Here is a 20,129-nt window from a genome sequence, read left to right as displayed (position 1 = left end):
GCTCAGAACTTATACTCCACATACAGCTCCCGGACCGCGTTGGGGTCCTGAGAGGCTCCCACCGCCGGAGCGACAGGTGTACAGGTGTCTTGACAGGTGTCATGTTCCCCGTCCCGCCACGCCAGAAACTTCGGCGCGACCTGCGGGAACAGTGCCAGCGACAGCACATCCTCCTCGGATTTGGCGATTTCCTTGAATTCTTCCTTGTATTTTTCCAACTCCGGGGCGATGTTGTCCGCCGGACGGCAGGTGATGACCTCCTCCGGGTCGATGCCTGCCAGCGCCCGGACCTCCGGGTTTACCTCGCCGGGCAGCGCGCCGTATTCGCCCCGCAGCAGACCCTTGGACTCCTTGGGGAACGTTTTGTATCTGCCGACGATAACGTTCATCACCGCCTGCGTTCCCACGATCTGACTGGTGGGGGTCACCAGCGGCGGATAGCCGAAATCCTTGCGGACTCTGGGAATCTCCGCCAGCACATCGTAATATTTGTCCTCCTTATCGGCCTGCTTGAGCTGAGAGATCAGGTTAGAGAGCATTCCGCCGGGAACCTGATAGAGCAGTGTGTTCGTATCCACCCGCAGCACCTTGGGATCCAGGATCCCCTCGTTTTGCAGACGGGCCGCCACCTTGCGGAAGTGGGCCGCCGCCTCGCTGAGCTTGGACTGATCCAGCCCGGTGTCCCGGACGGTGCCCCGCAGCGTGGCCACCAGAGACTCCGTGGCGGGCTGGGAGGTGCCGTTGGCAAGGGGGGAGAGGGCGGTGTCCACGATGTCCACCCCCGCCATGGCGGCCATGAGGTTCACCATGTCGCCGGTGCCAGTGGTGTTGTGGGTGTGGAGGTGGATGGGGATGGAGCCCGTCTCCTTCAGCCGCTTGATGAGGGAGTAGGCGTCCATGGGCAGCAGGAGGTTGGCCATGTCCTTGACGCAGATGGCGCTGGCGCCCATTTCCTCCAGCGTCTTGGCCAGCTTCACGAAGTAGTCCTCGTTGTGGATGGGGGAGACGGTGTAGCTCATGGTGGCCTCCACCTCGCCGCCATACTTCCGGGTGGACTTAATGGCCTGTTCCAGATTTCGCACGTCATTCAGCGCGTCGAAAATGCGGATGATGTCGATGCCGTTTTCAATGGACTTGCGGCAGAAGGCGTCCACCACATCGTCGGCATAGTGCTTGTAGCCCAGAATGTTCTGGCCACGGAACAGCATTTGCAGCTTCGTGTGCTTCACATGCTGGCGGATGGTCCGCAGCCGCTCCCACGGGTCTTCATTCAGAAAGCGCATACAGGCGTCGAAGGTGGCGCCGCCCCAGCACTCCAGAGAGTAGTAGCCGATGGAATCCAGCATTTCCAGCGCGGGGAGCATATCCTCCGTGGTCATACGGGTGGCCGCCTGAGACTGATGCGCATCCCGAAGAATGGTATCCGTGATAAGCAGGGGCTTCTTCGATAAAAATTCCATAGCTGCCTCCCTTTAGCCGAACAGGCTGATGAGCACACCCGCCGCGATGGCGGAGCCGATGACGCCGGCCACGTTGGGGCCCATGGCGTGCATCAGCAGGAAGTTGCCGGGATTGTACTTCTGGCCCACCATCTGAGACACTCTGGCCGCCATGGGAACGGCGGACACACCGGCGGAGCCGATGAGAGGATTGATCTTCTCCTTGAGGAACAGGTTCATGAACTTGGCAAGCAGCACGCCGCCGGCGGTGCCGAAGCTGAACGCCACCACGCCCATAATCATGATCTTGATGGTCTGGAAGGACAGGAACGTGGTGCCGGTAGCGGTGCAGCCCACGCTGACGCCAAGGAAAATGGTAACGATGTTGATAAGCTCATTCTGCACCGTTTTGCTCAGCCGCTCCGTCACGCCGCACTCCTTAAAGAGATTACCCAGCATCAGGCAGGCAATGAGGGGCGCGGCAGAGGGCACCAGCAGCGCCACGAAAACAGTCACAACAATGGGGAAAACAATCTTTTCCCGCTTGCTGACCTCCCGCAGAGGCTTCATGACGATCTGGCGTTCCTTTTCCGTGGTCAGCAGCTTCATGATGGGCGGCTGAATCACCGGAACCAGCGCCATATAGGAGTAGGCCGCCACGGCAATGGGACCCAGCAGCGCCGGGGCCAGCAGAGCGGTGACAAAAATGGCCGTAGGACCGTCCGCGCCGCCGATGATGCCGATGGCGCTGGATTCCTGACCGGTGAAGCCCATAAGGCGGCAGCCGATAAACGTGACAAAAATACCGAGCTACGCCGCCGCGCCCAGCAGCAGGCTCTTGGGATTGGCGATGAGGGGGCCGAAGTCCGTCATGGCGCCAACGCCCATGAAAATAAGGCAGGGATAAATACCCAGCTTCACACCGAGGTAGAGGATGTCCACCAGTCCCGCGCTGACCGTTACGTCAGAGAGGGTCATGCCGTAGTAGGACGCAGCCTGCTCCGCCTGCACCAGCGCCTCCAACTGTGCGCCAAAGGCGGAAATACCGTCTGTGGCAGACGCGGTGATCTCCGCTATGGTGCTGCTGACCGCCTCCGGGGAGAACATGGTCTGCGCGGCGGTCATGAGCTGCTGCAAATATGGCGAGAGCACATTTTCCGCCACGCCCTGATTGTAAAGCTCCGATAAAAGCTCTGCCGTAATGGGCTTTCCGCCGATAATGTCCCAGTGAATATGCCCGCCGGCAAAGAAAATCTCATGGAACATATTGGCGCCGGGAAGATTGGTGATGAGCATACCGAAAGCAATAGGCACCAGCAGCAGCGGCTCAAATTTCTTCACGATACCAAGATACAGCAAAACACAGGCAATGCCGATCATAACAATGCAGCGCCAGTTACCGTCCTGCGTAAAGAGATAGAATCCCGTATCCTGTAAAAAACGAATGATCGCTTCCATAGGCCGTCCTCCGTTATCTCACTGGAGGACGCACAGCAGCGCGCCGGATTCCACCGCGCTGCCCTTGAAGGTGTGGACGGAAGCGACAACACCGTCCCGGGGGCACATGATCTCGTTTTCCATTTTCATGGCCTCCAAAATCATGAGCACCTCGCCTTTTTTCACGGCCTGACCCGCCGATACGTTCACGGCCAGAATCGTGCCGGGCATGGGGGCGGTGATCTGCTCGCCTGCTGCCGGTGCGGCGGCAGGGGCAGGCGCGGCAGCGGGGGCGGATACGGGGGCAGGGGCCGCGCCGGTGAGCTCCTCCAGCTCTACCTCATAAACAGTCCCGTTCACAGTCACTCTGTACTTTTTCATCTGGAGTTTCTCCCTTCAAATCACACTTTTTTCATGGAAATGATGCGAATGCCGGTAATGTCTGTCCCCAGCTCCTCCGCTAAGGCGGCGGATACGGCGGCCACCAGTTCCGGCGTCACCGTCTGCGGCAGTGCATCGGCACTGCGGCTTGCAGACTGCGCCGGCGCCGGCTTTTTCCCCAGCACCGCGCTCATCAGCTTCGTCAGGATAATGATGCAGACCAGTCCGAAAAAGACCGTCCCCATTCCCATGAGGCAGACAAACCAAAGAGAATAGTCCATAGCGTCCTCCTTTTTCAGCCCCCGCGGGGCGATTTACCGGAAATGCTCCGCCGCGCGCAGCGTCCGCAGAACGTTTTCCAGCGTATATTGATAATTGACCCGGCTGAAGGGCTTGGATTCCGAGTAATCCATGGCCTGACGGTTAATGGAAAACACAGCGGCGATGCCGGAGGCCGGGTCGGCGCTGACGCTCTCCATTTCCTTATCCACGCTGCCGGCGATGACCACCACGGGAACATTTTTCTCCCGCGCCCGCTTGCTTACGCCGCTGATGACCTTGCCGCGGATGCTCTGGCTGTCGAACCGGCCCTCGCCGGTGAGAACGAGGTCGCAGTCCGTCAGCTTCTCGTCAAATTTCACCAAGTCCAGCACCGCCTCGATGCCGGGGCAGAGCTTGCCCTTCAAAAAGGCGAGGATGCCCGCGCCGAAAGCGCCGGCAGCGCCGGAGCCGGGGACCCCCGCCACGGAAACGCCCAGCTCCCGCTGAATCGTCTGGTCCAGCACCTGCAGGCGGTAGTCCAGAAACTCCACCATAGCGGGGTCCGCTCCCTTTTGAGGGCCAAACACGTAGGCCGCGCCGGTGGGGCCGTACATGGGGTTATCAATATCGCACATGGCGGTGAGACTCACATCCCGCAGCAGCCGCCGCGCCCGCCGTGCGTCAATATGGGCGATTTTGTCCAGCGTTCCGCCGGTGGGAATAAACTCCCGGCCCTCTCGGTCCGTAAAGCGGACGCCCAGCGCCGTAGCGCAGCCGCAGCCGCCATCGTTGGTGGCGCTGCCGCCCAATCCCAGCAGAATGCGGGTATTGCCCCGCTCTACCGCGTGGCGGATAAGCTGGCCCACGCCGTAGGTTGTGGTGATGCGGGGGTCCTTGCAGTCATTGGCCAAAGGAAGGCCCGCGCAGGCCGCCATTTCGATCACGGCCTGCTTTTCCTCCAGTTGGAGGTAGGACGCCTCCATGCTCTGCCCAAAGGGGCCCTGCACCCGGACTGTCACCAGTTCGCCGCCGCAGACCTCCTGGAAGCAGGCCACGGTGCCTTCGCCACCGTCCGCCACAGGGATGCACACCAGCTTGCACGCCGGGAACACATTCTGAAAGCTCTCCCGGGCGATCTCACAGATCTCGCCGCTGGAAAGGGACCCCTTGAACGAGTCCGAGATCACAATGCACTTTTTCATGGCCTTACGGATTGACAACGTTCTCCGGCTTTCCTGCAAGGAACGCCTTCACGTTGTTCACGGTGCAGTCCATGATGCGCTGGCGGCTCTCCTTTGCGCCCCAGGACATATGCGGCGTGATGATGCAGTTCTTCGCCTTCAGCAGCGGGTTATCCGCGCGAATCGGCTCCGTGGACACCACATCCAGTCCCGCAGCGGCCAGCTTGCCGCTGTTCAGGGCGTCGGCCAGGTCCTGCTCCACCACCATCTGTCCGCGGCTGTTGTTGATGAGGATGGCACCGTCCTTCATTTTTGCAATATTTTCCTTGTTGATGATGCCAACGTTGAACGGCAGCAGCGGCATCTGGAGACCCAGCACGTCGGACTGGGCAAACAGCTCGTCCAGCGTCACATACTCAACACCCAGCGCGTGGCCCGCGTCCGACTCCCGTGCGTCATAGGCAATGACCCGCATCCCCAGCGCCTTGGCAATCGCGGCGGTATGGATGCCGATGTTGCCGCAGCCAAGCAGACCATAGGTCTTGCCGGCCAGCTCGATGAGGGGATAGTCCCAGTAGCACCAGTCCTCGCCATTGGCCCATCTGCCGGCATAGACCGTTTCGCTGTGGTGGCCGATGTGATGGCAGACCTCCAGCAGCAGCGCGATGGCAAACTGACTGACGGAGCGGGTGCCGTACACCGGGACGTTGCACACAGGGATTCCCTTTTCCTTTGCGTAGGCAATATCAATGACATTGTAACCGGTGGCCTGCACAGCGATGAGCTTCAGGTTGGGGCAGGCGTCAATGACCTTTTTAGAAACAACGCCCTTGTTTGTCACCGCGATGTCGGCATCACCGATACGGCGAAGCATCTCTTCCTCGTCATCCGGAGCGACGCGGTCATACACCGTCAGCTCGCCAAACGCCCGCAAGGGCTCCCAACTCAAATCACCGGGGTTCTCCGCGTATCCGTCTGTTACTACGATCTTCATCATAATAGTAGCCTCCTTATAATTATAATACCCGCAAGCGAATATGCAAGTCCATTTCGTCGCTCCTAATCGGTATCTATACTATAACAGGGCCGGGGCTGTAATTGTAGTAAAAATTCTTTCGCTTTTCTGTAAATTTTACAAAACGCTCCCACGATCCGGATCGTGAATCTCCACACAGGACCGGGGGATGGAGGGGTGGAAATCTTTTCCGGTTTTTCAAATGTTGACAAAGCGGATAAAAGATGTTACAATTTGGTTACATTTTTTTCAAGGAAGTGTTTGCATGGCTGAAACGAAAACCGAAGGCTTGATTTATAAAGGCCACCCGCTGCGCCGAATCGACAATCTGATCTACTACGGCACGATGGCTGATAAATATATTGTCATGATGCAGGTGTTGGAGAGCAAAAAGGAAAACGGACTGGATATAGCCACCAAGGTCTCCCTCCAGCTCCAACTCACCGACCCCACCGTGCGGGCCCGTGACCGGGTGATAAAAAAGAGCGAAAAGAGCAGCTTGTACGAGGCGATGGACTTTGCCTCCATTTGGCTGGAGCGGGCGCTGGCCGGCAAGTAAGCCCCGCCCCATCCCCACACAAAGGAAAGGAAGCGTTTCGATGAAGCTCAGCTTGAAAAAAGCCCTGCGGGCTGCCGTTCTGGCCGCCTTTACCACCATGGCGCTCACCGCCTTTGCCTCCGCTGAGGGGCAGATGGCCATCGGCGCCGGCTGCACCACCGGCAGCTCCCTTCGTCTGCGGGCGGAGGCCAGCACCTCCTCCGGTATTGTGACCACGCTGAATAAATCCGTGGCTGTGGCGCTGCTGGATGACAACATTCCCGGCTGGTATAAAATTGATTATAACGGCAGCACTGGCTACGTGTCCGCCGATTATCTCATTATCGATCAGGATAACATTTTCACCACCTATGGCCGTGTTCCCGAGGGAACGGTCCATGTGCGCTCTGACCCCTCCACCGACAGTGAGAGCCTTGCCACCATTGACGCAGGCACCATTGTCACCGTAAACGGCCTTGTGGACGGTTGGTACTCCGTGACCTGCCAATACGGCACCGAGGGCTACATCCGCAGCGATCTGCTGGTGCTGACCGACAATCCCAGCAGCTCCAACGGCTCCTCTATCGTGGACATCGCCATGCAGCATCTTGGGACCCGCTATGTTTACGGCGGTTCCTCCGCCGGCGGCTTTGACTGCTCCGGCTTCACCATGTACGTATTCAAGCAGGCTGGCTATTCCCTGCCCCACTCCGCCACCAGTCAGTGGCTCAGCGGCATGGGTACGAAAATCTACAGCATTTCCGAGCTTCAGCCCGGCGATTTGGTGTTTTTCAACGATCCCAGCCGCAATAAGGGCAAGGCCTGCTCCCACGCCGGTATCTATATCGGCAACGGCAAGCACATCCACGCCTCCTCCGCCAACAGCGGCGGCGTGATCATCAGCGATATGACCTCCGGCTATTACAATACATATTTTGTCGGCGGCCTCCGTCTCGGCTGAGTTTAATGGACTGCAATCAGTACGGCACACGATTTGTGTGCCGTACTTTTTTGTTGATTTGTTCCAAATTTTCGCAGAAAAACGGTCCTTGGCGGTAATTGGACTTGCCTTTTGCGCGGGCGTCTGCTATATTCATACAAGTATGAAAAATATGATGAAGGGCGGCGGTACGATGCCTGCTGGCAAACACGTTTTGGGACAGGGGAAAAACCGGGTCTTCGGCACTGCCAAGGTCGGTGACCGGGGCCAAATCGTCATTCCGCAGGAGGCCCGCCGGTTTTACGGTATCTCCCCGGGAGACACGCTGCTGATTCTCGGCAACGAGGCCAGCGGCCTTGTGGTGACACGGCCGGAGATTTTGAATGATCTGGCGGATAAGCTATTGGGAAAAGAGGAACAGGATACATGAAAATGGAAGCGATGTACGAGCAGCTTGGCGTCAGCCGGGCTGCATATGAATACGGCGAGGAGGTCCTCGCGTCACTCCGCCCCCGGTTTGATGCCATTGACCAGACCGCTGAGTACAATCAGGCAAAGGTGCTGGCGGCCATGCAGAAAAACCGGGTGAACGCCGCCCACTTCGCCGCCACCACCGGCTACGGCTACGATGACGAGGGCCGGGACAATTTAGAGCGGGTCTATGCCGATGTGTTCCACACGGAGGCAGCGCTGGTGCGGCCTCAGATTACCTGCGGCACCCACGCCCTGACGGTGGCCCTCTCCGCCAATCTGCTGCCGGGGGACGAGCTGCTCTCCCCCGTGGGCGCACCCTACGATACGCTGGAGGAGGTCATCGGCATCCGGGAGAGCAAGTGCTCCCTGAAGGAATACGGCGTGACCTACGCGCAGGCGGACCTGAAGCCGGACGGAACCTTTGACTATGACGCTATCCGCTCCAAGATCAATCCGCGCACCAAGCTCATTACCATTCAGCGCTCCAAGGGCTACGCCACCCGGCCCAGCTTCTCTGTGGACCAGATCGGCGCTCTCATTCGCTTCTGCAAGGAGATCAAGCCGGACGTCAAGGTCATGGTGGACAACTGCTACGGCGAATTTGTGGAGCGCATGGAGCCCTCCGACATGGGCGCCGACATGGTAGTCGGTTCCCTCATCAAAAATCCCGGCGGCGGCCTTGCCCCTATCGGCGGGTACATCTGCGGCACGAAGGAGTGCGTGGAACGCTGCGCCTACCGCCTCTCCGCCCCGGGTCTGGGGCAGGAGGTCGGCGCCAACCTTGGCCTGATGCCCGCGTTTTACCAAGGTCTGTTCCTGTCCCCCACGGTGGTGTCCGGCGCGCTGAAGGGCGCCGTATTTGCCGCCAACATCTATGAAAAGCTGGGCTTTGCCTGCGTTCCCAACGCCACAGAAAGCCGCCATGACATCATTCAGGCGGTGACGCTGGGGAGCCGGGAGGCCATGGTGGCCTTCTGCAAGGGCATTCAGGCCGCCGCACCGGTGGACAGCTACGTGACTCCGGAGCCGTGGGCCATGCCCGGCTATGACAGTGATGTCATCATGGCCGCCGGTGCCTTTGTGCAGGGCAGCTCCATTGAGCTTTCCGCCGACGGTCCCATCCGTGAGCCCTACGCCGTTTATTTTCAGGGCGGCCTGACATGGTATCATGCCAAGCTCGGCATCCTTATGAGCCTCCAAAAGCTGGTGGAGGCCGGAATCGTGACTCTGTAATTCAATCAAAAATAAAGGAGTATTTCCCCTATGTGGCTTTGGCTTTCCCTGATTACCCTCCTGTGCTGGAGCGGCAGCGACCTCTTTTCTAAAATCGGCTGCCGGGATGGCAGCGACAAATACAGCCATTTAAAAATGGTCATCGCCGTAGGCGTGGTCATGGGTCTTCACGCCGCTTACGAGATTTTCGTCGGCGGCACGGAGATCAGTTGGTCCGTGATCTGGACCTATCTGCCGATTTCCCTGCTGTATATCAGCTCTATGGCGCTGGGCTATCTGGGCCTGCGGTACATTGAGCTGTCCGTGTCCTCCCCCATCTGCAATTCCTCCGGTGCGCTGGTGGCGGTGCTGACGCTGCTGTTCGTGGGCGGCGAGGACTACTCCCCGCTGGCCCTGCTTGCCATCGCACTGGTGTGCGTCGGCGCTATCGGCCTCGGCGTGGTGGACGCCACGGAGGACCCAGAGCTTCGGGCGGAGCGGCAGAAGGACGGTAACTACAAATACGCCAAGAGCTTTTTAGCGCTGGCCCTGCCGGTGGCCTACTGCATTCTGGATGCCGCCGGCACCTTTGCCGATAACCGCGTGCTGGAAACGCTGGATGAGGGCAGCGCCAACTGCGCCTATGAGCTGACGTTCCTCGCCGCCGCCGTATTTTGCTTTATCTACGTGGTGCTCATCAAAAAGGACCGGCTGGTGCCGAAAATGGAGGGACCCAAGTATCTGGGCGCCATCTGCGAGACTGCGGGCCAGTTCGCCTATATCTATGCCATCGCGGATACCTCTCACCTTGCCATGTCCGCCCCCATCATTTCCTCCTACTGCGCCGCCTCCGTACTGTGGAGCCGGCTGTTCCTGAAGGAAAAGCTCTCCTGGAAGCACTACGGCATGATCTGTCTGGTGGTCATCGGCATTGCCATCATGGGCATTTTTGACCTGTAAAATTCTCTAACTATCAAAAACAGCTCCCTCTAACCGAGGGGGCTGTTTTTCTTTCTTCAGTGCATCAGGGGCGCCAGCAGTCCCGCCGCAAGGGTGGCGAGGAATGTGGTGGTGACCATGCCGCCCAGCACCATTTTTGCCGCGATCTCGTTCATGAGACGCTGCCGCTCCGCCGCGTCCTCCGTCAGTCCCTCAATAATTTCCTGTGAGATGAGCATATTCATGGGAAAGCCCACCATCACATTCATCCCCAGTGCCATGCTCATCGGCACGGAGATTCCCAGCAGCCGCCCGGTCAGGGTGGATGCCAAAATCGCACCGGCGGTGGACGCCGCCAGCGTCAGCACCAGAATCGGGAGCATTTGGCCGAACATCTCCGGCTTTGCGGAGCCGAAACCCGCGATAACAGAGGACATCAGCAGATAAAAAAGGAACCCGTCGCTTTTGGTCCTTGCCATTTCATCCTTTGCAAGAAAGCCCACGCTTGCCAGCGCCAGACCGATAAGCAGTGCCAGCACATAGCGGGAAACGCCCGTCAGCATTTCCAGCCGGGATGCCGCCCACGCCGCAATATACAGCCGCAGCAGCGCGCCGTACTGCACATCCTTCCAGCGGCGGGGGCGGGACTGCTCCGCAGTCGCCGCCTGTGCGTCCCCCGGCAGTGTCCGCAGACGCTTCGCCTCCCGGCGGATGCACGCCGCCGCCACAGGGCAGCCGATAAGGGCCTGCGTGGTCAGCACCAGCACGGACAGCACAATGACCTGATCGTAGCCCAGCGTCCGCGCCCGCTCCTGTACGATGAGGGCAGCCGCCATACCGCCGGGCAGTCCGCCCACCGCCATATTTACGCCGAACAACCCGCCGATAACCAGAAACACCGCCAATACCTGACCGATGTACGTCATCGCGGCCACCGCCGCCACCCGCCAGTTAGCGGCAAACTGCCGCAGGCTCATGGACGCGCCCATGCTGGCAATGGTCATCAGGATGGCCACCGGGGTAAGCTGCGCCAGTCCCGCCAACTGCTGCAAATCCGCCGGGAGCAAACCGCTCCAGCAGCCGGCCACAAACAACACCCCCGCCATCAAAATCCCCGGCACGGTACCCCGGCAAAGACGCCCCAGCAGCTCTCCCGCGGACAGCAGCAGCAATATCACCACTCCGCTCTGCAAAATATCAAATTCCAACAGCTCCAATGTTCTCTCTCCTTTTCAACAAAAAAGGGCGGCCTGTTCAGCCGCCCTCAAACCAGCCGTTTCATTCCACCTCCAAGTGGACAGACCTGTGAAATTCCGGCTCCACAAGGCCCGGAATTTCCACCGCATCGGTAAAATAGACCTCCTCCGCGTACTCCCGCAGCAGCGACACGATGTATGGGTGCGGCCGCTCGTCCGGCCGCCGGGCCGCTACCGTCACCACCGCCGTTTTCGGCCGCAGATGCTCCAGCAGCTTCCGGGAGGTGGAGGCAAGGGACCCATGATGCGGCACCTTCAGAATATCGCAGGGCGTCAGATTCACCGTTTCCCACACATGGGCGTAGGCGTCTCCGCCCAAAACGATTTCCCGGCCATGGTAATAGAGCCGCTGGCGCAGAGAGCACACATTCATGGATTTTGCCCAGCGGATGAGGTCATAGCCGTTCCGCTCCCCGGCGTATGCAGCGTCGTAGACCTCCCTTTGCCGGCGGTACAGCGCGGGCTCCCCGCAGAGAATATCCATTTTCAGCTCCGGCGTCAACTGCAGCGTGACGGTCTCCGTCCCCGGAATGCAGCAAAACCGCTCAATGCGGTCCGAATGGCTCTGTAGTGCCTTCGTGTAAAGCTGCACACAGCGCAGCGCGTTCCGGGCGGCCTTCGGCAGTCCGTTGTCCTCGTCCGGCTCCAGCTCCGGCGCATTGGGCGGCGGCAGATAGGTTGTTACAAACGTGCCGACCCTGGCGGCGTCCAGCACCCGGCCCAGCCCGCCGATGTGGTCCCTGTGGAAATGCGTTGTCAGCGCCATATCCAGACGCTCCACACCCAGCTCCCGGAGAAAGTCCCCGGCATAGATGCGCTGGGAGCGGGGGTCCAGCTCGCCGGGGTGGTCATCCCGCACAAGGCAGTCATGGCCAAAGTCCACCATCAGCGCGTACCGCTGCTGTCCGTTTTCCAGCTCGCGAATCAGAATGGAATCACCGTTGCCTACGTTGATAAAATCCAGAGCCAGCATCACACGATTCCTTTCTTATTTTGTTGTTTGCACTATACCACACCGGCGCTGTATTTACAACGGAAAGCAGATTTTGTCCTATCCAAAAATTCCCATAGGAATTTGACGGTTCTGACAAGAAAGGCCGACGCGGGGCACTTATGCCCCGCGTCGGCCGTTAGTTACTATTTTCCTATTCAGTTGCTCGCATTATAAAACACATATTCATTGGGGTCTGTCCACCCCAATTCGCCGCCAGCCAGCGATTCCATAGGATCATCTGACGCATTTCGTACCGCGCTTGTATCTGCGTCTGCAACCGGACTATCTCCCAAGTCAGTTTTCTCTTCCGCCGCCGGTTCCTCCGGCGGGGCGGCCACAGCCCGGTTCTCCACCACAATACTCCGAGCGGTGATCCATTGACCGCTGCCGGTCCAGTAGACGGTCACAGAATCTCCCACATTCAGCAGCGGAGCACTGGGAATCGTTGCCGCGCTGGCATACACCAAGAAGCCGTCCTCCCCCTCAAAGCGGAGATAATAAACGCTGGTGCCCTCAATGACCGCGCTGCGAATCTCCGCAATAGTACCTGTCATTTTCTGGAAATCCGTTTCCTCAGGCACCTCTGCGTCTATGCGGTCAATGATGCCGTTATCCAGAAGTGTCTGGCGGTAATTTTTCTCGCAGGCTCCTACCGTCTGCCCGGTCTCCACAATGTTGTACTGTTGGACGTTCACCATGGCGTACATCTTCACCAAACCGTCCTCGCCCTTCAGCGCCATGAAGTACGTGGGCTGATCGGCGATGTTCAGCAGCAGCGGGAACGTGGCGGTGTAGCGCATCTGCTGCACCTGACTCTGAGCGGACTCTCTGGCCGAATTTTCCGTAGCACCGGCACAGGGGTAAAACTTCGTTTCCTTTGTCCGCTGGTTGGAGAGGATAAAGCCGATGTTGGACTGGTCGGAAGTCACAGAGGTGACGCCGGTGTACATATAGACGTCATCGTTGATGGCAATATAGTTCCAGCCATCCGTGGTCAGCGTCACATCCCGCTGGCCGAAATAGGCGTTTAAAAAGCCGTTATGGAACTGGCCGTAATAGTCATACTGCTCCATGATGATATTGGCGGAGTACAGCCGGTCCACCCAAGTAGGCACATCCTCATAGTATTGGCTCTCGCCGGTGATGGCGTTCACCAGCACGGCGCCGTGAATATCCGTGCCGCCGAACAGACCGATGGTCTTGACAACGCGGGGGCAGACCCAGTAGGGCGTTCCCTCCTCGTCGATCTCAAATACCGGCTCATCGAACATCATCGTGGGATAACGGAACCGCAGATGCCGGTTCAGGTTCCGGGAGAAATGCTCCGCCGTGGTGTACTTCATACCCTCGTCCAGCCGGACCACCTCCGCCTCCTGCGTCACCATGTCGATGATGATATAGGCGGGCAGACCGTTAGAGCGGTTGGTGAGCCATTTGATGAGGTCACCATAGGCAAGGCTGGTGACCCGCACCGGGCGGCCCTGATAGTTGATTTGGGTGTAGGAGGGCAGAATTTCAAACTGGGACACCATATCCGCCAGCTCGCCCAGCTTACGGCTGCCGAGACGGGCAGCGGAGTCACTGTCCAGCATGGGAATCTGGTTATAGCGGATTTCCTCCACCTCCGAGGCAAAGTCGCCGGTGGTCAGGGGCAGCAGTTTGCTGTACGCTCCGGCCCGCAGCACCACCCACGAGGCGATGGAGCCAACGGCAACGGCGCATATCAGGGCAATGACCACGAAAAACGGCACGGTGCACTGCTTTTTCACAAAGCCAAGATACCCCTTGGCTCCGGTGCCCTGAAAACCGGAGGTCAGCACCGCGCAACCGCAGTACACGGCGCAGAGCAAAAACACGAAGACATAAAATTCCTCGGCATGGGGATTGAGGACCGGCAGCTCCACATAGAAGTATACCAGTCCCACCACCGCTGTCACAGCAAGGTTGATGAGCGTCCGGGTCAGAGGTGTGCCGATGGGCTTGCGGGGCTTACGCTCCCGCTGGGGCCGGGAATAGCCGGCGTCCTGTCCGCTCTGACCTCCGGGCTGCCAGCCGCCTTGGCCAAAGCCGCCAAAATTGCTGAAATTGAAGGTAAAGGGCATGAAATTGCCCTCCTTTCCGTGATTTTGGATGCAATGTATACAGTATACAGGAAATATATGAACAAATCAAGCGCCGCAAAGCCTCGCGGAGTGAAAAAGCTCCCCGGTGGGATATTCCCATCGGGGAGCTTTTCAAATGTGTTTACTTGGTGACAACCAGCTTGTCATCCTCCACAGTTAGCTTGGCGGTGTCACCCTCCTTCAGCGTACCTTCCAGCAGCTTTTCGGCCACAGCGTCCTCCACCTTGCTCTGGATGGCCCGGCGCAGCGGCCGTGCGCCGTACTTGGGGTCAAAGCCCTCCCGGGCCAGCTCCTTCACGGCGGCGTCGCCGGCGTCCAGATGAATGCCCATGGTCTCCATGCGGGCGGCCACGGTCTTGAGCATCCGGCGGGCAACCTCCTCGATGTCCGGCTCTGTCAGGGCGCGGAACACGATGATATCGTCGATCCGGTTCAGGAACTCCGGGCGGAAGGTCTGGCGCAGCTCGGCCAGAACCGTTTCCTTGGCCTGAGCGTAAGCCTTGTCGGCGTCCGCCTCAGCCTTTTTCTCATCGGCACTGAAGCCCAACTTGGCTCCGGCGGCGGTCAGCGCCTTGGCGCCGATGTTGCTGGTCATGACGATGACGGTGTTCTTGAAGTCCACCGTCCGGCCCTGAGAGTCGGTGATGCGGCCATCGTCCAGAATTTGCAGCAGGATGTTCCACACATCCTCGTGGGCCTTTTCGATCTCATCGAACAGCACCACGGAATAGGGCTTACGCCGCACCTTCTCCGTCAGTTGGCCGCCCTCATCATGGCCCACATAGCCCGGAGGGGAACCGATGAGGCGGGAAACGGTATGCCGCTCCATGTACTCCGACATATCAATGCGGATCATGGCGTTTTCATCGCCGAACATAGCCTCAGCCAGAGACTTGCACAGCTCCGTCTTGCCGACGCCGGTGGGGCCGAGGAACAGGAAGCTGCCGATAGGCCGCTTTGGGTCCTTCAGGCCCACACGGCCGCGGCGGATGGCCCGGGCCACGGCCTTCACGGCCTCGTCCTGACCCACAACACGCTCATGGAGCACATCCTCCATATGCAGCAGCCGTTGGCCCTCGTCCTCCGTCATACGGGTGACGGGGATGCCGGTCCAGCCAGATACCACAGCGGCAATGTCCTCCGCCGTTACGTCCCGGTGCTCCTGATTTGCCTTGCGGCGCTTGTCGCGCTGAATCTCCACCTGCTCCCGGTAGTCCTTTTCAATGTCCCGAAGCTGGGCGGCCTTTTCAAAGTCCTGTGCGGCGATGGCGGCATCCTTGTCCTTGGACAGCGCCGCAATCTTTTCCTCCAGACTTTTCAGCTCATCGGAGGGCTCCTCCTGCTCCATCCGCACCCGGCTGGCGGCCTCGTCCATAAGGTCGATGGCCTTATCCGGCAGGAAACGGTCATTGATATACCGGGCGGACAGGGACACAGCGGCCTCCAGCGCCTCGTCGGTGATGTGCAGCTTGTGGTGCTGCTCATACTTCTCCCGCAGCCCCTTCAAAATCTCCAGCGCCGCCTCCTGACTGGGTTCGCCCACCGTCACCGGCTGGAACCGGCGCTCCAAGGCGGCATCCTTTTCGATATACTTGCGGTACTCGTTCAGAGTTGTGGCGCCGATGATTTGAATCTCGCCCCGGCCCAGCGCGGGCTTAATGATGTTGGCGGCGTCTACGGCGCCCTCGGCGGAGCCTGCGCCCACGATGGTGTGCAGTTCATCAATAAAGAGGATGATGTTGCCGTCCTTCTGGACCTCCTGCATCACCTTCTTGATGCGCTCCTCAAATTCGCCGCGATACTTCGTACCGGCCACCATGCCGGAAAGGTCCAGAGACAGGAGCTTCTTATCCAGCAGATTTTCCGGCACATCGCCCATGACGATCTTCCGGGCCAGCCCCTCGGCAATAGCCGTTTTGCCGACGCCCGGCTCGCCGATGAGGCAGGGGTTGTTTTTCGTGCGGCGGGAGAGAATCTGGATGACCCGCTGAATTTCCTCGTCCCGTCCGATGACGGGGTCCAGCTTGCCGGCGCGGGCGTCGGCGGTCAAGTCGCGGGTGAACTCCGCCAGCGTCTTATTCTTGCCGCTGCCCTCGTCCTTGGCGCCGCTGCCGGCGGCGCGGCCATTATCGGCGGCCTGTGCCCGGGGCGCGGCGTTGAGCTTTTTCATCAGCGCCGTGTAGAGCTGACGGGCATCCACACCGGCAGTCCGCAGAATACGGACAGCCATATTGTTGCCCTCCCGGAGAATTCCGGCCAGCAGGTGCTCCGTGCCGATATAGGCATAGCCGCCCCGGATGGAATCCTCCATGGCCACCTCGATGACCCGTTTGGCTCTGGGGGTCAGCCCTTGGGCGGGGTTGCCGCCGGGCAGACCCGCGCCCACGCTCTTGCGGATGATCTCCGTCAAAAGCTCATCGGTCAAGCCGGCCTCTGTCAATACGGTATGCGCCAGTCCCTCGTCCTCACGCATGAGGCCCAGCAACAGGTGCTCCGTACCCACATAGCCGTGACCCAATTCGCCTGCGGCCTCCTGAGCCAGCCGCAGGGCTTCCTCCGCAGTGGGAGTGAATTTATTTTCATTCATAGTTCAATACCTCTTTTACCTTGGGGTGTGTTCTGCGCTTCGGAAAACGCATCAGGCGCTTTCCTTATGGTCCTTGCGGGCCTCTTTGGCTTCCTTATGGGCCTCCTCCAGCTTGTGGATCTCATCCCGCAGCTGCGCGGCCCGCTCGAAGTTCTCCTCGTGGATAGCTTTCTTCTGCTCCAGCTTCAGTGCGTTGAGCTGACGCAGATAGGAAAACCGGCTCTGCTCCTCGCGGCTCACCAAATCGTCCTTTTTCTCCTCCTGTGCGCTTTCTGCGGCCGGTGCCGCGCCGATGGCGGGCATAGCGTCAAAGAAATCATCGAAGGGGCTCTCCAGCATCCGGTTCATCCGGCCCAGCAGAGAGGGCATGGGGCTGAAGAAATCTCCGAAGAAATCATCGCCGCCGAAAAAGCTGTCTATCATGGACGGCCGCCGCGCAAAGAGCTTCTGGGTGTAGCCCAGCTTCTCCGCACACGCCTGACAAAGATGGTGCTCCTCGGTCCTGCCGTTGATATTGCTCCGGTAAACGAAGGTAACTTCATTCTTACCGCAATTCTCGCATTTCATAATCAATTCCTCCTTGAGACTGTATATAAATTTTTTATTTAACTGTATTGTGTGCTCTCACAGACACTACACCTGTAATATGAGTACCTGCTTGAGAATATCCGCCCGAACGGCGTCCCGCTTTTCTCGCGGTACCTGCCCCAGCGCCTTGTCCCCCACGGCTGTGAGAATCGTCTGACCCAAGGCTCGGTCCATAGCGCCGGACTGTACCAGGTTGCTGAGGATCGCCCGTGCGGAGGACAGGTCCACACTGCCGCCCAGCGAATTGATGACGTGCATCAGAAGTGTCTCACGGTCCACCCGCACCCGTGTGATGCGGATATAGCCGTTGCCGCCCCGGCGGCTTTCCACGATATAGCCCCGCTCCGGTGAGAACCGGGTGGACATTACGTAATTAATCTGACTGGGTACGCAGTTGAACCGCTGCGCCAGATCGCTGCGCTGAACCTCCAGCACACCGTTCTCAGCGGTGTCCAGACTGTCCTGCAGGAAGCTGGCGATCAAATCCGAAATACCCATGTAACTCGTCCTTTCTTCAATAGTCTATTTGACTTTGACTATCTTTAACCTTTTGTTTGATTGTAGTATAGCACCTCCGTTTCAAATGTCAATAGGTAATTTTGACTTTCTTTGACTATTTGTGTAAACAGTTTGTGAACGCCATTTTCACTCACATTTCGCTATTGCAGTTTAAGGACTCTAACCGTGGAAAAGCATGGCTTTTTTATCGGTTTTTCTGATTTTTGTGACATTTTCACAGTTTTCTATTTCTTTGGTAAGAATTTAACAATTCACCCTTGCTTTTTGAAAATTGTATGATACAATGAAGGCACATTCAAATGGAGGTGTATTCTCATGGCTTATAAGATTACTTCTGCTTGCGTCAGCTGCGGTTCCTGCGCGGACGTTTGCCCCGCCGGTGCTATCAGCCAGGGCGATGATCAGTACGTGATCGACGCTGCCGCTTGCTTGGACTGCGGTTCCTGCAGCGACACCTGCCCCAACAGCGCCATCGTCCCCGAGGAATAATTCAGGGATACATAAAAACCGTCTCAGGCCCCATCCTGAGACGGTTTTTTGTTGTCCTTTTTCGGGGCTTGCGCCCGGGGCGGCTTCTGTATATAATATGAATCGATTTTCAGGGGAGGAGGCCGCTTTATGGTACATTGGGAACAACTTTGCCCCGGCGGGTTCCGCTTCGTCTGGGAGGACAGTCTGTTCCGCCCCGGTACGGACTCCTTTCTGCTCTCCTCCCTGCCGCGGCTGCGCCCCAGCCTCCGGGTCTGTGACCTCGGCTGCGGCACCGGGCTTCTGGCGCTGCTGCTGCTTCAGCGGCAGCGTGCGCTTCAGGTCACCGGTATGGATATTCAACCGGCGGCCATTGCTTTGGCGGAGCAGGCCGTCGAGGAAAACGGCCTGACGGACCACCTCTCCTTTTTGTGCGCCGATCTGCGGCAGACACGGCAGCATTTTGTAACCGGCAGCTTTGACCTTGTTGTCTGCAATCCGCCCTACTATCCGCCCTTCAGCGGAAAAATCGCCGCCGATTCCACCCGCCGAACAGCCCGGTCGGAGACTGCGGCCACCCTGACGGACATCTGCGGCGTGGCAGCGTATCTTCTGCGCTGGGGCGGCAGCCTTTGCCTTGTGCACAAGCCGGAGCGGCTGGCGGACGTGATTTGTGCGCTCCGGGCCGCCGCCATGGAGCCAAAGCGGCTGCGGTTCGTCCAGAACCGGGCGGGAGATGCTCCCTCTCTTTTTTTAATAGAGGGCTGCCGGGGCGGAAAACCGGGGCTATCCCTTGAGCCGCCCCTGATTTTGAAAACGGACAGCGGCGCACCCACGGCGGAGTTGGACGCCATTTATTTTCGCACACAGGAGGTCTGAATATGGCTGGTATTTTATATTTGGTGGCAACACCCATCGGCAATCTGGGGGACTTCACCCCCCGGGCGGTGGAAACGCTGGAAAAAGCAGACTTTATCGCCGCCGAGGATACCCGGGTATCCGTGAAGCTGCTGAACCATTTCGGCATCAAAAAGCCGCTGGTAAGCTATCACGAGCATAACCACATCACCGCCGGACAGGCCGTTTTGAACCGGCTGCTGGCAGGCGAAAGCTGTGCGCTGGTAACGGACGCCGGCACTCCCGCCATCTCCGACCCCGGCGAGGATTTGGTGCGGCTGTGCGCGGAAAACGGCGTGGAGGTCCGGGCCGTACCCGGCTGCTGCGCCGCTGTCAACGCGCTGGCAGTCAGCGGTCTGCCTACAGGCCGCTTCACGTTTGAGGGCTTCCTCACCGTCAACAAAAAAAGCCGCCGGGAGCATCTCGATTCCTTGAAGGACGAGACCCGGACCATGATCTTCCACGAGGCCCCGCACAAGCTCCGCACCACGCTGGAGGACCTCTGCGCCGCCTTCGGCCCGGAGCGCCGCATCGCCCTGTGCCGTGAAATAACGAAGCTCCACGAGGAGGTGCGCCGCTGCACACTGGCAGAGGCCATTGCCTACTACGAGGAAAATACCCCCAAGGGGGAGTATGTTTTAGTGGTGGAGGGCGCCGCGCCGAAAACCGGCGCCGCTGTGACGTTAGAGGACGGTGTGGCGCAGGTCTTGACCCTGAAGGAGCAGGGAATGCGCCTGAAGGACGCCGCCAAGGAGGTCGCCGAGCACACGGGACTCTCCAAAAACGAGCTGTACGCCGCTGCGCTGGAGCGGTAAACATTTTCCAAATAACAAAGGAGCCGCAGGCAATCGCCTGCGGCTCCTCTGTTTCACGCTACAGT

Annotated in this window: 19 protein-coding genes and 1 pseudogene; 8 read left to right on the top strand and 12 right to left on the bottom strand. The window is 59.0% G+C overall.

What is annotated here, in order from left to right; all coding sequences use genetic code 11:
- Positions 1–2: 2 nt before the first annotated feature.
- The 6 genes and pseudogenes from PY311_RS06020 to PY311_RS05995 form a co-directional block, all read right to left on the bottom strand.
- Positions 3–1,460, bottom strand: coding sequence for a pyruvate carboxylase subunit B (locus tag PY311_RS06020; protein WP_286147771.1), 1,458 nt, complete (start codon positions 1,458–1,460; stop codon positions 3–5).
- A gap of 12 nt (positions 1,461–1,472) precedes the next feature.
- A pseudogene (locus PY311_RS06015) lies at positions 1,473–2,897 on the bottom strand (sodium ion-translocating decarboxylase subunit beta).
- A gap of 18 nt (positions 2,898–2,915) precedes the next feature.
- Entirely contained in the window at positions 2,916–3,257 is a 342-nt protein-coding gene (locus PY311_RS06010) for a biotin/lipoyl-containing protein (protein WP_286147770.1), read from the bottom strand.
- A 20-nt stretch (positions 3,258–3,277) separates the two neighbouring features.
- The gene (locus tag PY311_RS06005; protein ID WP_286147769.1) at positions 3,278–3,538 is read right to left on the bottom strand and encodes an OadG family protein; all 261 of its coding nucleotides are present in this window, start codon (positions 3,536–3,538) and stop codon (positions 3,278–3,280) included.
- Between the two features lie 33 nt (positions 3,539–3,571).
- Positions 3,572–4,738 carry a glycerate kinase family protein gene (locus PY311_RS06000; protein WP_350309702.1) on the bottom strand — a complete coding sequence of 389 codons (1,167 nt, stop codon included), beginning with the start codon at positions 4,736–4,738 and terminating at the stop codon, positions 3,572–3,574.
- The gene (locus PY311_RS05995; RefSeq protein ID WP_286147987.1) at positions 4,725–5,693 is read right to left on the bottom strand and encodes a D-2-hydroxyacid dehydrogenase; all 969 of its coding nucleotides are present in this window, start codon (positions 5,691–5,693) and stop codon (positions 4,725–4,727) included. The genes PY311_RS06000 and PY311_RS05995 overlap by 14 nt, the downstream gene beginning before the upstream one ends.
- 286 nt (positions 5,694–5,979) lie before the next feature.
- On the opposite strand from PY311_RS05995, the gene PY311_RS05990 reads away from it, so the two are divergent.
- The 5 genes from PY311_RS05990 (at position 5,980) to PY311_RS05970 (ending at position 9,838) form a co-directional block, all read left to right on the top strand.
- A complete protein-coding gene (locus tag PY311_RS05990; RefSeq protein ID WP_286147768.1) occupies positions 5,980–6,273 on the top strand; it encodes a hypothetical protein in 294 nt (97 codons plus the stop codon).
- 40 nt (positions 6,274–6,313) lie between these two features.
- Positions 6,314–7,213 (top strand): C40 family peptidase, encoded by a 900-nt coding sequence (locus tag PY311_RS05985; protein ID WP_286147767.1) that lies wholly within the window; start codon positions 6,314–6,316, stop codon positions 7,211–7,213.
- A gap of 172 nt (positions 7,214–7,385) precedes the next feature.
- Complete coding sequence (locus PY311_RS05980) at positions 7,386–7,622, top strand: AbrB/MazE/SpoVT family DNA-binding domain-containing protein (protein WP_286147766.1); 237 nt, start codon at positions 7,386–7,388, stop codon at positions 7,620–7,622.
- Complete coding sequence (locus PY311_RS05975) at positions 7,619–8,899, top strand: methionine gamma-lyase family protein (RefSeq protein ID WP_286147765.1); 1,281 nt, start codon at positions 7,619–7,621, stop codon at positions 8,897–8,899. Before PY311_RS05980 ends, PY311_RS05975 begins: the two co-directional genes overlap by 4 nt.
- Positions 8,900–8,929: 30 nt before the next feature.
- A complete protein-coding gene (locus tag PY311_RS05970) occupies positions 8,930–9,838 on the top strand; it encodes a DMT family transporter (protein ID WP_286147764.1) in 909 nt (302 codons plus the stop codon).
- Positions 9,839–9,894: 56 nt separating this feature from the next.
- On the opposite strand, the gene PY311_RS05965 is transcribed toward PY311_RS05970, so the two are convergent.
- The 6 genes from PY311_RS05965 to PY311_RS05940 all read right to left on the bottom strand — a co-directional run bounded on the left by PY311_RS05965 (position 9,895) and on the right by PY311_RS05940 (position 17,863).
- On the bottom strand, positions 9,895–11,034 hold the full coding sequence (locus tag PY311_RS05965) for a hypothetical protein (protein WP_286147763.1): 1,140 nt from the start codon (positions 11,032–11,034) through the stop codon (positions 9,895–9,897).
- Between the two features lie 61 nt (positions 11,035–11,095).
- Entirely contained in the window at positions 11,096–12,046 is a 951-nt protein-coding gene (locus PY311_RS05960; protein ID WP_286147986.1) for a ComEC/Rec2 family competence protein, read from the bottom strand.
- A gap of 176 nt (positions 12,047–12,222) precedes the next feature.
- Positions 12,223–14,169, bottom strand: coding sequence for a CvpA family protein (locus PY311_RS05955; RefSeq protein ID WP_286147762.1), 1,947 nt, complete (start codon positions 14,167–14,169; stop codon positions 12,223–12,225).
- 142 nt (positions 14,170–14,311) lie between these two features.
- The gene (locus PY311_RS05950; RefSeq protein WP_286147761.1) at positions 14,312–16,777 is read right to left on the bottom strand and encodes an ATP-dependent Clp protease ATP-binding subunit; all 2,466 of its coding nucleotides are present in this window, start codon (positions 16,775–16,777) and stop codon (positions 14,312–14,314) included.
- Positions 16,778–16,828: 51 nt separating this feature from the next.
- The gene (locus PY311_RS05945; RefSeq protein WP_286147760.1) at positions 16,829–17,344 is read right to left on the bottom strand and encodes a UvrB/UvrC motif-containing protein; all 516 of its coding nucleotides are present in this window, start codon (positions 17,342–17,344) and stop codon (positions 16,829–16,831) included.
- A gap of 66 nt (positions 17,345–17,410) precedes the next feature.
- Positions 17,411–17,863: a CtsR family transcriptional regulator gene (locus PY311_RS05940; protein ID WP_286147759.1), complete on the bottom strand. Its 453-nt coding sequence runs from the start codon at positions 17,861–17,863 to the stop codon at positions 17,411–17,413.
- Positions 17,864–18,199: 336 nt separating this feature from the next.
- On the opposite strand from PY311_RS05940, the gene fdxA reads away from it, so the two are divergent.
- From fdxA to rsmI, 3 genes are all read left to right on the top strand, one after another.
- On the top strand, positions 18,200–18,373 hold the full coding sequence (gene fdxA, locus PY311_RS05935) for a 4Fe-4S ferredoxin (RefSeq protein WP_286147758.1): 174 nt from the start codon (positions 18,200–18,202) through the stop codon (positions 18,371–18,373).
- A gap of 129 nt (positions 18,374–18,502) precedes the next feature.
- Positions 18,503–19,231 (top strand): tRNA1(Val) (adenine(37)-N6)-methyltransferase, encoded by a 729-nt coding sequence (locus tag PY311_RS05930; RefSeq protein WP_286147757.1) that lies wholly within the window; start codon positions 18,503–18,505, stop codon positions 19,229–19,231.
- Between the two features lie 2 nt (positions 19,232–19,233).
- Positions 19,234–20,064: a 16S rRNA (cytidine(1402)-2'-O)-methyltransferase gene (gene rsmI, locus PY311_RS05925; protein WP_286147756.1), complete on the top strand. Its 831-nt coding sequence runs from the start codon at positions 19,234–19,236 to the stop codon at positions 20,062–20,064.
- The last annotated feature ends 65 nt before the right edge of the window (positions 20,065–20,129 follow it).

It is taken from the genome of Neopoerus faecalis (genome assembly GCF_029218125.1).
GTDB classification, from domain to species: Bacteria; Bacillota; Clostridia; order Oscillospirales; family Oscillospiraceae; genus Oscillibacter; species Oscillibacter faecalis_A.
Note: the sequence above shows the minus strand (reverse complement) of the source record. Positions and strands in the feature narration are given on the sequence as shown.